General features: G+C 64.5%; 12 protein-coding genes. 3 read left to right on the forward strand and 9 right to left on the reverse strand.

What is annotated here, in order from left to right; genetic code table 11:
- Nucleotides 1–23 precede the first annotated feature (23 nt).
- Entirely contained in the window at nucleotides 24–1,070 is a 1,047-nt protein-coding gene (locus F0311_RS01915) for a PPK2 family polyphosphate kinase (RefSeq protein ID WP_191089682.1), read from the reverse strand.
- Nucleotides 1,071–1,187: 117 nt separating this feature from the next.
- On the opposite strand from F0311_RS01915, the gene rmuC reads away from it, so the two are divergent.
- Entirely contained in the window at nucleotides 1,188–2,387 is a 1,200-nt protein-coding gene (rmuC, locus tag F0311_RS01920; RefSeq protein WP_150460275.1) for a DNA recombination protein RmuC, read from the forward strand.
- A 1-nt stretch (nucleotide 2,388) separates the two neighbouring features.
- Here the strand turns inward: rmuC and F0311_RS01925 are convergent, their stop codons facing one another.
- The 5 genes from F0311_RS01925 to F0311_RS01945 form a co-directional block, all read right to left on the reverse strand.
- Entirely contained in the window at nucleotides 2,389–4,083 is a 1,695-nt protein-coding gene (locus F0311_RS01925) for an SLC13 family permease (RefSeq protein WP_150460276.1), read from the reverse strand.
- A gap of 105 nt (nucleotides 4,084–4,188) precedes the next feature.
- Nucleotides 4,189–5,373 (reverse strand): MFS transporter, encoded by a 1,185-nt coding sequence (locus F0311_RS01930; RefSeq protein WP_150460277.1) that lies wholly within the window; start codon nucleotides 5,371–5,373, stop codon nucleotides 4,189–4,191.
- Nucleotides 5,363–6,124 (reverse strand): sulfite exporter TauE/SafE family protein, encoded by a 762-nt coding sequence (locus tag F0311_RS01935; RefSeq protein ID WP_223881069.1) that lies wholly within the window; start codon nucleotides 6,122–6,124, stop codon nucleotides 5,363–5,365. Before F0311_RS01935 ends, F0311_RS01930 begins: the two co-directional genes overlap by 11 nt.
- Nucleotides 6,125–6,281: 157 nt before the next feature.
- On the reverse strand, nucleotides 6,282–7,406 hold the full coding sequence (locus F0311_RS01940) for a 4-hydroxy-3-methylbut-2-enyl diphosphate reductase (protein ID WP_191089683.1): 1,125 nt from the start codon (nucleotides 7,404–7,406) through the stop codon (nucleotides 6,282–6,284).
- 24 nt (nucleotides 7,407–7,430) lie between these two features.
- Nucleotides 7,431–8,342 carry a hypothetical protein gene (locus F0311_RS01945; protein ID WP_150460278.1) on the reverse strand — a complete coding sequence of 304 codons (912 nt, stop codon included), beginning with the start codon at nucleotides 8,340–8,342 and terminating at the stop codon, nucleotides 7,431–7,433.
- A 64-nt stretch (nucleotides 8,343–8,406) separates the two neighbouring features.
- Here F0311_RS01945 and xseA point away from each other — a divergent pair, with 64 nt between their 5' ends.
- Both xseA and F0311_RS01955 read left to right on the forward strand, forming a co-directional pair.
- Entirely contained in the window at nucleotides 8,407–9,702 is a 1,296-nt protein-coding gene (xseA, locus tag F0311_RS01950; RefSeq protein ID WP_150460279.1) for an exodeoxyribonuclease VII large subunit, read from the forward strand.
- Nucleotides 9,680–9,928, forward strand: coding sequence for an exodeoxyribonuclease VII small subunit (locus F0311_RS01955; protein WP_150460280.1), 249 nt, complete (start codon nucleotides 9,680–9,682; stop codon nucleotides 9,926–9,928). The genes xseA and F0311_RS01955 overlap by 23 nt, the downstream gene beginning before the upstream one ends.
- On the opposite strand, the gene F0311_RS01960 is transcribed toward F0311_RS01955, so the two are convergent.
- The 3 genes from F0311_RS01960 to F0311_RS01970 all read right to left on the reverse strand — a co-directional run bounded on the left by F0311_RS01960 (nucleotide 9,925) and on the right by F0311_RS01970 (nucleotide 13,782).
- The gene (locus F0311_RS01960; protein WP_150460281.1) at nucleotides 9,925–11,160 is read right to left on the reverse strand and encodes a pyridoxal phosphate-dependent aminotransferase; all 1,236 of its coding nucleotides are present in this window, start codon (nucleotides 11,158–11,160) and stop codon (nucleotides 9,925–9,927) included. The two genes, F0311_RS01955 and F0311_RS01960, sit on opposite strands and share 4 nt — an antisense overlap.
- Nucleotides 11,161–11,179: 19 nt before the next feature.
- On the reverse strand, nucleotides 11,180–12,433 hold the full coding sequence (locus F0311_RS01965; protein ID WP_150460282.1) for a pyridoxal phosphate-dependent aminotransferase: 1,254 nt from the start codon (nucleotides 12,431–12,433) through the stop codon (nucleotides 11,180–11,182).
- A 257-nt stretch (nucleotides 12,434–12,690) separates the two neighbouring features.
- Complete coding sequence (locus F0311_RS01970) at nucleotides 12,691–13,782, reverse strand: glycine betaine ABC transporter substrate-binding protein (protein WP_150460283.1); 1,092 nt, start codon at nucleotides 13,780–13,782, stop codon at nucleotides 12,691–12,693.
- Nucleotides 13,783–13,828 lie beyond the last annotated feature (46 nt).

A 13,828-nucleotide genomic window follows, 5' to 3' on the forward strand; every position in this document is an offset into this window, starting at 1 on the left:
CCCGCCACCCGCCTCAATCGCCGTTACGAGGCGAGCAGGCGGCGTCGTTCTTCTGCAATGTCGTAGTCCGCGGCGGGCCAGCGCAGATTCAGATCGGCCAGGGCCGCGATGAGGATCTCCTGCACCGCGAGTCGGGAGTACCATTTGCGGTTGGCACCGATCACATGCCAGGGGGCGTGATCAGCATCGGTGGCCTCCAGCAGCCCGGCGTAGACGATCTGGAATGTACCGAACTCATCCCGGGCATCGGCGTCTGAAGGATCGTACTTCCAGTGCTTATGCTCCCGGTCCAGCCGGGAGACCAGCCGGTCCAGCTGCTCCTGGGGCGAGATGTGCAGCATGACTTTGACGATCACGAACCCGCGCCGCACCAGCTCGCGTTCAAAAAACTGCAGGGCCTCCACCCGCTCGGCCAGCTGATCCTCGTCATGAGTCCCGGTGACCGCCGGGACCAGCACATCCTCGTAGTGGGAACGGTCGAAGACCCCCACATGGCCGGGGGTGGGCAGCCGTTGGATCACTCGCTGCAAATAGTGCTGGCGCAGCTGCCGCGCAGTGGGCTTGCCGAAGGCCGCCACATCCACGCCCAACGGGTCCATCGCGCCGACCACGGACTTGACCATGCCGCCCTTGCCCGAGGCATCCATGCCCTGCAGCACCAGCAGCACCCGAGGTCCCGGCTCCAACTCGACCAGAAGCTCCTCGACCTGAGAATCGAAGAGCTTCTTGCGCCGAGCGTCCTCCTCGTGGTCCCGCTCCGGCGCCCGGTCGGCGATCGCGGTGAGCACTGCGTTGCGCTCAGCTGATGGGGCAGCTGCCACATGCGCCCAGAGCAGCTCCTGCAGGTCGGCCAGCAGCTCAGCGCGCCGGCTCAGGGCTTTCCGCCCTGCCTTCTTCCTCCCGTCGAATCCGGTACGCCGCCGGGTGGGCACCTCAGAGAGGTTCAGCGGGGATTCATACTGGTTCACCCGCCACAGGCTTCGCGGGTCGCCGTCGAAGGGGTTGCCCTCAACACTGGGCCCGGGCACTCCGGTGAGCTTCACGTCCAGGGACTGCAGCGGCGTCGTCATCCTCATCTACTCCTCTTGCTCCAGTAAGGGCAGAAACGTTTCCCCTATCCAACCAGATTTCCGGTGCTCCCCGTGGCGGCCGGGGTCATCTCCGGGGGGAGTGGCACAGTGGTGGGTATGGATTGGACACAAATTCTGCTGGGGCTGGCTCTCGGAGTGCTGATCGGCGCAGCCGGCGCCTGGGGCTGGAAGAAAAAGTACGACGACGCCGGGTCGGCTCGGGTGCGCGAGGAGTTGGCAGAGAGCCGGGCTGAAAGCGCTAGGTTGGGTGCTGAGCTGGGTTCCGCGCAGCAACAGCTGGCAGCTGCCCAGGGCCGGCTGGAGGAGATTCAGCGGCAGCGGGCTGATGAGACTCACGCTGCCGCTGAACGTGAGTCCGTGCTGGAGATGCTGCACCCGGTGCGGCAGGGGGTCACCGAGCTGCAGCGGCGGATTCTTCAGCTGGAGCATGAGCGCTCTGCCCAACACTCCAAGCTCAGCCAACAGCTGGCCGCTGCCGCACAGACCGATGCCCGCATCATCGAGTCCACCCAGACCTTACTGGGCTCACTGCACTCCACCTCTGCCCGCGGACACTGGGGCGAGGTGCAGCTGCGCCGGGTAGTGGAGGCTGCCGGAATGCGACCCCATGTGGACTTCACCGAGCAGACCTCCGTCACAAGGCCTGAGGGTGAGCGGCTGCGCCCGGATATGGTGGTGAATCTTCCCGGCCACCGGCAGCTGGTGTTGGACGCCAAGGCTCCACTGCACCCCAATGAGCCGGTGCTGCAAGCCAAAGCGCTGCGGGCCCGGGTGGAGGAACTGGCCAAGAAGCAGTACTGGCAGGCCGTGGAGCTCTCCCCCGAGGTGGTGTTCTGCTTTGTGCCTGCTGAGTCCCTGCTCTCAGCCGCCACCGAGGCTGATCCGCAGCTGTTGGACTGGGCTCTGACCAAGGGCGTCACACTGGTCTCTCCCGCCTCGCTGCTGGCTGCCCTGAAGGCGGTGGAGACCGCTTGGCGGCAGGAGCGGCTTGCTGCGAACATCAAGGAGGTGGTGGACCATTCCCGGGAGCTCTACCGGCGGCTGACTGCGATGAGCGGGCACCTCTCGGAGACCGGCCAGCGGCTGAGCCAGGCAGTGGCCGCCTACAACAAGCTGATCGGCAGCCTGGAACGCCGGGTGCTGCCGCAGGCGGAGGCGTTGGGTCGGCTGGAGGTGGGCCCCTCCGCTGAGGGCGGCCTGGAGAATCTCGGCGAGACGCTGCGCACCGAGCAGGTCAACGCTGAGATCAGCCCCCTCGGTCCGCGGTTGTCCCTCAGTGATGCCCCTGCAGAGTGAGTCAGAGGCTGATGCCAAAGACCCAGAGCAGCAAAGTCATGCTGATGATGGTGACCACCACCACGCCTGCGATGTTCAGCAGCGCCCCGCCCTTGACCATCTGCCCGATGGTCACATAGCCGGAGCCGTAGGCGATCGCGTTCGGCGGAGTGGCCACCGGCAGCATGAACGCGCAGGTCGCGGCCAGTGCCACCGGCGCGGCCAGCACCAGCGGGTCCACCCCGGTGCCCATCGCCACCCCTGCCGCCACCGGCACAAAGATCGTGGCCGTAGCGGTGTTGGAGGTCATCTCGGTCAGGATCAGCACACCGACCACCGCGACTGCCACCAGCACCCAAACCGGGATGCCGTCCAGTGCCTCCATCTGCACGCCGAGCCAGGCGGAGAGCCCGGAGGCGCTGAACTGTCCGGAGAGCGCCAGGCCCCCGCCGAAGAGCAGCAGGATGCCCCAGGGCAGCTTGACCGCGGACTCCCAGTCCAGCAGGCGTACGCCCTTCTTGGCGTCTCCGCCGGCCGGCAGCAGGAACAGCAGTGCGGCGATGGACATTGCGATCCCGGCGTCGTCGATGAATGGTGAGGCATCCTCGTCCAGAACGCCGATCTCGGCCAGCAGGTCGGTGCCGAGTGGAATGAAGACCCAAGAACATGCGGCCAGCGCAAAGATCAGCAGCACGCGCAGTTCGCCCTGGCTCATCCGGCCTAGCTTGGCCAGTTCCTCCTTAATCAGCTCAGCACCACCGGGGATGTTGTCAATCTCGGGGCGGAAGACCACTTTGGTGATCAGGAACCACGTGATGATCATCATCACGACCGAAACCGGCACACCCACCAGCATCCACTGGCCGAAGTTGATGTTGACCCCATGCTCGGTGCCCATATATCCCACGAGGAAAGTGTTGGGCGGAGTACCGATGATCGTGCCCAGCGAGCCGATGGAAGCTGCGTAGGCGATGCCCAGCATCAGTGCGGTGCCGAAATTGGACTTGATGGCCTCCTGCTTACTCTCATCCTGCTCGGCTTGGCTCTCAGGTCCGGCCGCGGAGGGGTCCTCGCCAGCCAGGATCTTACGCACCAGCATCAGCACAGAGAGGCCGATCGGCAGCATCATCACCGCAGTGGCAGTGTTGGACACCCACATGGAGAGAAAACCGGTGGCGATCATGAAACCGCCGATCAGAGCAGCGGGCTTGGAACCCATCATTCGCAGGGTCAGCAGCGCTATACGGCGGTGCAGGTTCCAGCGCTGCATCGCCAGAGCCAGCATGAACCCGCCCATGAAGATGAAGATGATGTTGTTTCCGTAGGAGGCCCCAATCGCGTCCACGGTGACTCCCCCGGCCGGCTCGTCGCCGGATCCGTGGTCGTCCTCCGGGACCAGCACCGGGAAGATGATCAGCGGCAGCAGCGCTGTGGCCGGAATCGGGATCGCCTCGGTCATCCACCACACGGCCATCAGCACTGCGGTGGCCGCAGTCAGCCTCAGCCAGACCTCCAAGTCTCCAGGCATGATCACGTAGACCAACAGGGCTGCCGCCAGTCCGCCGAAGAGTCCGATGAGGCGGCGCATCAGGGTCGGCTTCTCGAAGCCTTCTGCCTGGTGACCGGCAGAGAGATCGGATCGTTCCCGCTTGGACTGCTCCTTGGGGTCGTACTGCTGTAGGTGTGCCCCTTCCACCTTGGACCGGGGAGGCGTCATGGTATGTACTCCTATAGGTTGTGGCATGATTCACAGAAATGCTACGCTCTGAACCCTGAGAGTTTCCTGGAGGGTTCTAGTGTTACTGCAGTTCAGCCGCCGGATTCAGTTACGCGGCAGTACCATCACCACCAGCAGGGTGGCCGCCACCGCCAATGCTGCAACCATACCCACTGTGCCCGGCCAGCCCGCCCAGTACAGGAACGTTCCCCCCAGGTAGCCGAAGACCGAAGAGCCGCCGTAGTAGCCCAGGTTGTACAGCGAGGCCGACTGCGAGCGCCCGGCCACAGCGGAGGCCCCTGCCCAGCCGGAGGCGATGGCATGGGCCGCAAAGAACCCGGCAGTCAGCACCACCACACCGGTGACGATCACCCACAGATTCGGCACCAACGTCAGCACCACGCCGCTGATCATCACCAGATTGCCCCCGATCAGCACCGTCTTGCGGCCATACCGGGTGGCCAGCGCCCCAGCCCGCGGGGAGGAGAAGGTCCCGGCCAGATAGGCCAGGAAGATCAGACTGGTCAGCCACAGGGGCAGTCCGAAGGGCGGTTCAGCCAGGTAGAAGGCCAGGTAGTTGTACATGGCAACGAACCCGCCCATAGTCAGGAAGCCCTGCAGGTAAATGACCCACAGGGCGGCTGAGCGCAGGTTGCCCAGCAGCTGACCCACGGCTTCGCCGAACCGACTCCGGCCAGGGGTGAAGTGCTGTGCCCGCGGGGCCAGCTTCAGGAAGGCCAGCACGCAGAGCACCGCGATGCCGGTCACCACCAGCATCCCGGTCTTCCAGCCCAGTTGCTCGCCGATGGGTGCTGCGATGATTCGCCCGGACAGCCCACCGATGGTGGTGCCGGCGATGTAGGTGCCCGCAGCGACTGCGGCCACCTTGGCGCTGACCTCCTCATTCAAATAGGCCACCGCCAGGGCGGGTACACCACCGAGCATGAATCCTTCGAAAAGGCGCATCGTCAGAGCCAGCCAGAAGGTGGGCATCGCCACGGTGAGCACCGCGAAGACACAGGCAAGGCTGATCGCGGCCAGCATCGCCTGCTTGCGTCCGGCAGCATCCCCGATGTATGACCACGGGATCACGCCCAAGGCCAGGCCGAGGGTGGCAGCGGAGATCATCAGCGCAGACTCATCGGGTGTAACCCCCAAATCCACCGCGATCAGCGGCAGCAGCCCCTGCGGGGAGTAGAGCTGGGCGAAGGTGGCGACTCCGATGAAGAACAAGGCCGCCAGCAGCCGCCGATAGGGCGGGGAGCCAGGTTGAAGACGCTCAGATGACATCGATGATGCCTCGCACTATCGCACCAGCCCCGCCGAGTCCGGCCAGAGTCATCGCCAGGGTCCGGGCCGCAGGGACCGAGACCACTTTGGCCAGCGGAGCTGCGATGAGGATGCCCAGGAGCACGGTGAGCACGATTCCGGCGAACAGCCAGCCGAAGGGCACACCCACTCCCCCGTCGGTACTCACCGAGCCCAGCGCCAGCTTGGACACCACCGAGGCTGCTCCCATCGTCATGAAGATCGGCTGCAGGGTGGCGGCGAAGGAGCGCTGCTCCCAACGGGAGAGCCTGGAGTAGATGACCATCACCGGGGCGGCCACCCCGGAGGTGGTGTTGAAGAATCCGCCGATCAGCCCGGCCAGCACCGCCGGCAGCCGGGAAGTCCATTCGGGCAGGCGGCGCAGCGTGACGGTGACCAGCAGAGCGGCCACCACGATCGAGCCCAGGATGATCGAGAGCCAACCAGCCGAGAGTATCCCCACCAGCCAGGCGCCCGGCCAGGCGCCGATCACTGCGGCCGGGATGATCAGCCAGAACTTCCGCCAGTTGATCGCGCTCCAGACGCTGAGCATGATCAGGCACCCTGAAACCACCGTGGTCATGTTGGTGACCAGCACTCCGAAGGCCGGGCCGAGCAGCAGGGACAGCACGGGGGCCACCACCAGGCCGACACCAGTGCCGGAGAGCCGCTGCAGGATAGTGCCGATGAGCACCGCTGCTGCGATGATGCTCAGAGTGCCGGCAATGTCCACCCGATCATCGTAAACCTCTGGCCCTCAGCCGGTGCCCTTCCCGCACGGGTTGGCGTCCGTCAACGGTTTGTCAGGCACTTGTTGGAAGATCTGCCTCTCATGAGACCATGACAATCCGATAAGTGCCTGATTTTGCGTGGATGGGAGGGGCGGAGGCTCAGCGGGTGGAGCAGGCGGAGCGCTTGCGACCGCCTCGGCCGACGTCACTGTGGCCGGCCTCCTGCAGCGCCTTGCGGATTTCTTTGGGCAGCGAGAAGACGATGTCCTCCTCCGCGGTGACGATCTCCTCCGGATCTCCGTAGCCGTACTCGGCCAGCAGCCGCAGCACATCCTGGACCAGCACCTCGGGCACTGAGGCGCCGGAGGTCACACCCACAGTCTGGGCCTCGGCGAACCAGGACTCGTCCACCTGGTTGGCGAAGTCCACCCGCTCGGCGCGCTTGGCGCCGTACTCCTTGGCCACCTCTTTGAGCCGCACGGAATTGGAGGAGTTGGCTGAACCGACCACGATCACCAGATCCGACTCCGGGGCGATCTTCTTGATCGCCGCCTGACGGTTGGAGGTCGCATAGCAGATGTCATCCGAAGGAGGATCCTGGAGGTTCGGGAACCGTTCCCGGAGCTTCTGAACCGTCTCCATCGTCTCGTCCACCGAAAGTGTGGTCTGCGAGAGCCAGATGAGCCGGTCCGGATCAGGAACGTCGATCTGGTCGACCTCCCACGGACCGTTGACAATCGTGGTGCTCTCCGGGGCGTGCCCATAGGTTCCTTCAACCTCCTCGTGCCCGTCGTGACCGATCAGCAGGATGTGGAAGTCATCCTTGGTGGTGAAGCGCACTGCCTCCCGGTGCACCTTGGTCACCAAGGGGCAGGTGGCATCGATAGTCTGCAGCTTCCGCTCGGCCGCTTCAGTCTTCACCGCCGGGGATACCCCGTGGGCGGAGAAGACGATCAGCTCGCCTTCAGGAACCTCCTCGGTGTCCTCAACAAAAATCACGCCCTTCTCGGTCAGAGTGTCCACCACATGCCGGTTATGCACGATCTCCTTACGCACATAGACCGGTGGTCCGTACTGCTCCAGGGCCTTCTCCACAGCCACCACCGCGCGGTCCACCCCCGCGCAGTAACCACGGGGGGCAGCCAGCAGCACACGCTTCTCACCGGTGAAGCTCTGCGCTGCGGCAATCTCCTCCGGACTGCGCCGCTTACGGGGCACCTGCGGGGTGGGCATCGAGATGTGCTTGCGGCGCGTCGTCGGGGCTTCCGGCGTCGTGATCGTCATAGCACCGAGTGTACCGGCGTGAGCTTAACGGCGGCGGGACGGGGTGAGCAGCGCTCCGGCCATCCCGATGAGCACCACGCCGCCGGCGATTCCGCTGAACACCCACCAGGGCGGCTGGGCCCAGCTGGTGAACCGGGTCTGCACGTGGTCCAGAATCACCGCGCCGGCCTCGGGCACTCCGGGCGGGTGCTGCAGATCAGGTGAGGCGATGCCGGTGACGATCCATAGGCCCAGCCCTGCGGCCAGCACCGCCGCCCCGGCCAGCGCGTACCAGCGGGTCCGACCGGTGCCGATGAGCAGGCCTGCCACCGCCAGCACGGCAGCCCCGATGCCGTAGAACAGCCACCAGCGGCTGAACGCGGCGATGCTGGCCCAGGTATAGGGGTCCGCCTCTGAGTCAGCAGCTGCTTGGATATCGATCTCGATCTCCGGAGCGATGAAGTCGAAAGTCTCCAGGTTGATCCCCGGCACCCATCCGGCGATATCAGCCAGTCCTTCGCGCAGCGGTGCGGTCATTGCCTCAGCGATGGGGGTCAGCTCCAGCTCGATATCGAGTTCGCTGGTGTCCCCGCTGCTGCCTGCGGCGAAGATCTCCTCCAGCTGTGCGGTGTACCCCGACCGGGTCTGCTGCAGCACATCGTCCCAGGCGGCCAGGGTGCGCTCATTGTTGAAGGCTTGGGCGAGGATCGGGTTGAGCATCTGGTCGATCCCGCCGGGCACGGCCCACTGCAGCTCCTCGGGCAGCCGGTTGGCGAGGTCCTCAATGAGCATCTCGGTGACCGCCTGAGAGAATTCCGGCTGCTGGGGCAGAGTACCGGCGATCTCGCGGACCGGCTCCTCGCTGCGCAGCAGCTGGTTGAGCTGGTAGCCGGCCAGGCCGCCGAAGGACAGCAGACCGGCTAGCAGCAGGCAGAGCACGCTGAGCAGGTTGCGCATCTGGGATGACTCCTTGCGGCCGAGGATGGCCGTGTCGGGGGAAGGGACTACTCTAGTTAGGAGTATGAACTACCAGGAGCCGAGTGCCAAAGACCGACCCGTGCTGGCTGCCCTGCCTGCCAGTTCTCAGGACACCAGTGAGGAGACTCCCTGGCCGCTGAGCCACTTCTCCGGGAAGCTGCGCGCTCATATCGACCGGGTCACCCCCACCTGGGTGGAGGGTCAGCTGGTGGAGTTCAACCTGCGCAACGGCACAGCGTGGATGACCCTGCGAGACCTTGAACAGGAGATCAGCTTCCAGGCAGTGGCCTGGCGCAATGTGGCCGGCGGACTGGCTGCCAAGGGTCTGGAGCCGGGCACCCGGGTGGTGGCCCTGGTGAAGCCTTCGCTGTGGGAGAAGTCCGGGCGGCTCTCCCTGGTGACTCACCAGATGGAACCGGTGGGGCTGGGTGACCTGCTGGCACGGATTGAACGGATGAAGCAGCAACTAGCCGCCGAGGGTCTGTTCGACGCCGCCCGGAAGAAGCCGCTGCCGCTGCTGCCCACCAGAATCGGGATCATCACCGGCCGGGACTCCGATGCCAAGAAAGACATTCTGCGCAATGTCACAGCCCGCTGGGCGGCCGCACAGTTCGAGATCAAGGAGGTAGCCACTCAGGGGCCGATGGCGCCGATTGAGGTGGCCGCAGCCCTGGAGCAGCTGGACGAAGAACCTGAAGTCGATGTGATCGTCATTGCCCGCGGCGGCGGCGCCCTGGAAGAGGTGGTGCTGCCGTTCTCCGACGAGCGGCTGGTGCGTGCGGTGGCCGCGGCGAACACTCCGGTGGTCTCAGCGATCGGGCATGAGGCCGATCGCCCGCTATTGGATGAAGTGGCTGATGTGCGAGCCTCTACCCCCACCGGCTCAGCGAAGCTGCTGGTGCCTGATGAGGCCGATGAACGGGCCAATATTGACCAGGCACGCAGCCGGCTGGCCCAGGGGGTGGAGCGGATGCTGGCCCGGGAGGCTGAATGGTTGGAGTCCGTGCGCTCCCGGCCGGTGCTGGCCCAGCCCGAGGCAATGATCCAGGTGCGCGCCGAGGATCTGGCGGGGCTGCGGCGTCGTGCCCTGGTCTCCGCCCAAACCGCGGTGGACCGGGCTCTCGACTGGGTGGACGCCACTCGCGCCCGGGTGACCGGGCTCTCCCCGCAATCCACCCTGGACCGCGGGTATGCAGTGGTTCAGCACCAGCGTTCCATCGTGCGCGACGCCGCACAGCTCGCCCCGGGAGCGGCGGTGCAGGTGATGGTGGCCCAAGGAGAGTTTTCTGCCGAAGTGACTGATGTGAAGGAGAACGATGAACGAGCCCACAGTGAATGATTTCTCAGAGGCCCGGACTGACGATATCGAGCAGCTCAGCTATGAGCAGGCCCGTGATGAGTTGGTGGCGGTAGTGACAAAACTGGAGGCCGGCGGCGCCCCATTGGAGGAGTCGCTGGCACTGTGGCAGCGCGGTGAGGCATTGGCCGATCGCTGCGAGCGCTGGTTGGACGGTGCGAGCGCCAAGCTGGATGAGGTCCGCAGCAGCTTGGAGGGACAGGATTAGGCTACGGCGTGCCGATACTCTGCGAGGAAATCGGCGATCTCACCGATAGCGGTCTCTAAGTCTGCCACGCTGGGCAGGGAGACCAGGCGCAGGTGCTGGGTATCGTCCCAGTTGAAGGCCCGCCCGTGGGAGAGCAGGATCTGCTTCTGCCGCAGCAGCTCAATCACGAACGCCTCATCGTCGGCAATCGGATAGATCTCCGGATCCAAGCGTGGGAACAGGTAGAGAGCGCCATCGGCCTTCTCCACAGTGACCCCCTCGATCTCAGAAAGCAGCCGGTGGGCAGTCCGTGACTGCTCATAGAGCCTTCCGCCGGGCAGGATCAGCTCCTCGATGGACTGATACCCGCCCAGGGCGGCCTGGATAGCGTGCTGAGCTGGAACATTGGCACACATGCGCATGTTCATCAGCAGATTCAGGCCCTCCAAGTAGTTCTTGGCCCGGTGCTTGGGACCGGAGACATAGATCCATCCGGAGCGGAACCCAGCTACCCGCCATGTCTTCGAGAGCCCGGAGAAGGTCACGGTGAGCACATCATCAGCCACTGTGGCCGCATTGACCATCTCAACCCCGTCGAAGACGATGTTCTCGTAGATCTCATCTGCCAGCAGCATCAGATTATGCCGACGGCAGATCGCAGCCATCTGCTCGATGATCTGCCTGGGGTAGACCGCCCCGGTGGGGTTATTCGGGTTGATCAGCACCAGCGCCTTAGTCCGTTCGGTGACCTTCGCCTCGATCTCTTCAGTATCCGGCCACCAGCGGTTAGTCTCGTCACACACATAGTGCACCGGGGCTCCCCCAGCCAGCTTGGTGGCCCCAGTCCACAGCGGATAGTCCGGAGCAGGGATCAGGATCTCATCCCCGGGGGCGATCAGCGCGGTGAGCACCATCGAGATCAGCTCAGAGACCCCATTGCCCAACCAGACATCCTCAGGTGCTGCATCCCTGAGCCCCCTGGCTTGGTAGTACTGGGCCACTGCCAACCGGGCCGAGTAGATCCCTTTGGAATCTGAGTAGCCCTGGGCAGTGGGCAGGGTCTTGATCATATGCTGGAGAATCTGTTCCGGAGCCTCGAAGCCGAACGGTGCCGGATTGCCGATATTCAGCCGAGTGATCCGATGCCCTGCTCGCTCCAGCCGCGCCGCCTCCTGGGCAATTGGTCCCCGCACGTCATAACGGACATCAGCGAGTTTGGGCGACTGGAGAAATTCCTCGACGAATTGCTGCATCCCTACATGATGCACTATCTCAGCGGGTTGTCAGTGCAGGTTTGGCAAACGCATCGCGGTATTCCTGGAGGAAGGCGGCGATGCCGTTGACGGCCTCTTCGAGCTCCTCCACCGCAGGCAGGGTGACCAGACGGAAGTGCTGGTCGTCGATCCAGTTGAAGGCCCGGCCGTGAGAAACCAGGATCTTCTGCTGGCGAAGCAGTTCGATGACGAAGGCCTCATCGTTCTCAATGGGGTAGATGGCTGGGTCCAGGCGGGGGAAGAGGTACATCGCACCGTCCATCTGGGCCACCTCCACCCCTTCAATCTCGGAGAGCAGCTTATAGGCGGCGTTGCGCTGCTCGTAGAGCCGGCCGCCGGGGTTGATGAACTCTTCGATGGACTGGTAGCCGCCCAGGGCGGTCTGCACGGCGTGCTGCCCGGGCACATTGGGGCACATGCGCAGATTGGACATCAGCTGCAGGCCCTCCAGGTAGTTTTTGGCTCGGTGCTTGGGCCCGGAGATGTACATCCAGCCGGAGCGGTATCCGGCCACTCGCCAAGTTTTGGAGAGTCCGGAGTAGGTGATGGTGAACACATCGTCGGAGAGAGTGCAGGCATTGATCATCTCTGCCTCGTCATAAATGATCTTCTCGTAGATCTCATCTGCCAGCAGCATGAGGTTGTGCCGCCGGCAGATCTCCACGATGGCTTCGAGGATCTCCCGGGGGTAGACCGCCCCGGTGGGGTTGTTGGGGTTGATGATCACCAGGGCTTTGGTGCGTTCGGTGACCCGGGACTCGATCTCCTCCGGATCCGGCCACCATTTATTGGACTCATCACAGATGTAGTGGACGGGAATGCCCTGGTAGAGAGCGGTCAGTCCGGTCCACAGGGGATAGTCGGGAGCGGGGATGAGGATCTCGTCGCCGGGGTTGATCAGGGCCTGCAGGGTGATGGTGATCAGTTCGGAGACCCCGTTGCCCAGGTAGACATCCTCGACCTGGGCCTCCTTCATACCTTTGGTCTGGTAGTACTGGGCCACTGCGGTGCGCGCGGAGTAGATGCCGGCGGAGTCGGAGTAGCCCTGGGCGGTGGGCAGGTGCTTGATCATATCCATCATGATCGCGTCGGGGGCCTCGAATCCGAAGGGCGCCATATTGCCGATGTTCAGCTTGGTGATCCGGTGCCCGGCCCGCTCCAGCCGGGCAGCCTCCTCAGCGATCGGTCCGCGCACGTCGTAGCGGACATTGCGCAGTTTATGCGCCTGGGTGAAGTCCTCGAATTCCTCCATGATGAGATTCTGCCTCACATTGTCAACAATCCGCGAATTTCGCAAGGTCTCTTCTAGGCGGTTTCCTGCGGAGTGCTGGGCAAGGGGCGGACGCCTGACATCTGGGTCCCGTGCAAACGCCTCGTGTTTGTGCGGGCCATGTCAGGCATTGAGGGAAGCAGACCGGGAGTCTAGGGCCTTGGCGTCTGGGACCCGCACAGCTGCGGAGCATCTGAGTGCGCCACCTCAGGGAGCACCGGAACGAGCGCCGGGCGCCCTCAGCCCCAGTCTTCGGGTTCTGCGAGCAGCCCCTCTTCGACGAGCCAGTAGATGGCTGCATCTTCCGGGCCCAGCCCCTCCTCACCGTAGATGAGCCGGCGCAGAGTCAGGAGGGCTTCATCGTCGAGCGCCGCAGAGATTTCAGTCACCACATCGGGCACCTGCTCGGCGATCCGGGAGGCTGCCACCGGGGCGTACTGATCCTGGGGGAAGGCCCGCCGTGCATCGGCAATCGGGATCAGGGCATGCTCCTGGGTGCCGGGGTGGCTGGTGGTCAGCAGGGCGGCGTCGATCTCTGCGGTGATCAGCAGTTCGAGCAGCTCATCCTCAGCCCCAGTGCGGATCTCTTCGGGCAGGCAGCCGTAGGTGCTCTCCAGCAGCGGACCTGCCTCCGGCAGCTCGGCGATGACTCCGATGGTCAGCTCCCGACAGGATTCGGCCAGAGCCTCCAGGTCTGAGTCCTCGGTGCCGTCCACCTCATAGCTGGTGGCGGTAATGGAGGTGATGAGCAGGCTGCTGCTCAGCACGGCTGTGCTGGGTGCCAGCAGCTCGGCCTCATCCAGCTGGGCTTCGACCAGGTCGATGAGCTCAGCGGGTTCGGCTGCAGGGCCCAGATCGCTGTCGGCGGCTGGTGTGGTGAGCTCCGCATAACCCTCGGGGTCAAACTCCTCAGCCAACGGCATGGTGCGGGCCAGTACCAGTTCGTACCTGTCGTCGATGGTCTCATCGGTGCCCTCGTCCGGATCTCCAGTGGGCTGATCGGTCGGCTTCTGCTCCAGCTCTGGGGCAGGCTCTGCCAGTGAGCGGGCAAGCTCGGCTGCAGTGGCGTCGTCATACTCCACCACCACTGTGGGCACCTCATGGGAGTTCAGCGCCATGGCATAGATCTGGGCGATGGTCTGGTCGAGCTCGTCATCGCTGACTGCCACCCGCCAAGCGCGCTCTAAATCCTCACCGGTGGGCTCAGGTGCCGGCGGCGGAGGCTCAGAGCAGCCGATCAGCAGCAGACCGGCAGCCAGAGCTGCAGCGATTCCGCATCGGCTGGGGCGAAGATGCGCAGGCGGATGCATCGGCCTGCGCTGAAACGTCATGGTGGATATTCTACGTCCGGAGCGGACCGGGTTTATCCTGGGGAAG

The sequence above is a fragment of the Nesterenkonia ebinurensis genome (assembly GCF_008711175.1).
In the GTDB taxonomy this organism is placed as follows: domain Bacteria; phylum Actinomycetota; class Actinomycetes; order Actinomycetales; family Micrococcaceae; genus Nesterenkonia; species Nesterenkonia ebinurensis.

Bases quoted from the DNA above. Each gene is read 5' to 3' on its own strand.
- F0311_RS01955 (WP_150460280.1), top strand. From the start codon at position 9,680: ATGAACGAGCCCACAGTGAATGATTTCTCAGAGGCCCGGACTGACGAT.
- F0311_RS01925 (WP_150460276.1), bottom strand. From the start codon at position 4,083: ATGACGCCTCCCCGGTCCAAGGTGGAAGGGGCACACCTACAGCAGTAC.
- xseA (WP_150460279.1), top strand. From the start codon at position 8,407: ATGAACTACCAGGAGCCGAGTGCCAAAGACCGACCCGTGCTGGCTGCC.
- F0311_RS01970 (WP_150460283.1), bottom strand. From the start codon at position 13,782: ATGACGTTTCAGCGCAGGCCGATGCATCCGCCTGCGCATCTTCGCCCC.
- F0311_RS01915 (WP_191089682.1), bottom strand. From the start codon at position 1,070: ATGACGACGCCGCTGCAGTCCCTGGACGTGAAGCTCACCGGAGTGCCC.
- F0311_RS01940 (WP_191089683.1), bottom strand. From the start codon at position 7,406: ATGACGATCACGACGCCGGAAGCCCCGACGACGCGCCGCAAGCACATC.
- F0311_RS01965 (WP_150460282.1), bottom strand. From the start codon at position 12,433: ATGGAGGAATTCGAGGACTTCACCCAGGCGCATAAACTGCGCAATGTC.
- F0311_RS01945 (WP_150460278.1), bottom strand. From the start codon at position 8,342: ATGCGCAACCTGCTCAGCGTGCTCTGCCTGCTGCTAGCCGGTCTGCTG.
- rmuC (WP_150460275.1), top strand. From the start codon at position 1,188: ATGGATTGGACACAAATTCTGCTGGGGCTGGCTCTCGGAGTGCTGATC.
- F0311_RS01930 (WP_150460277.1), bottom strand. From the start codon at position 5,373: ATGTCATCTGAGCGTCTTCAACCTGGCTCCCCGCCCTATCGGCGGCTG.
- F0311_RS01960 (WP_150460281.1), bottom strand. From the start codon at position 11,160: ATGCAGCAATTCGTCGAGGAATTTCTCCAGTCGCCCAAACTCGCTGAT.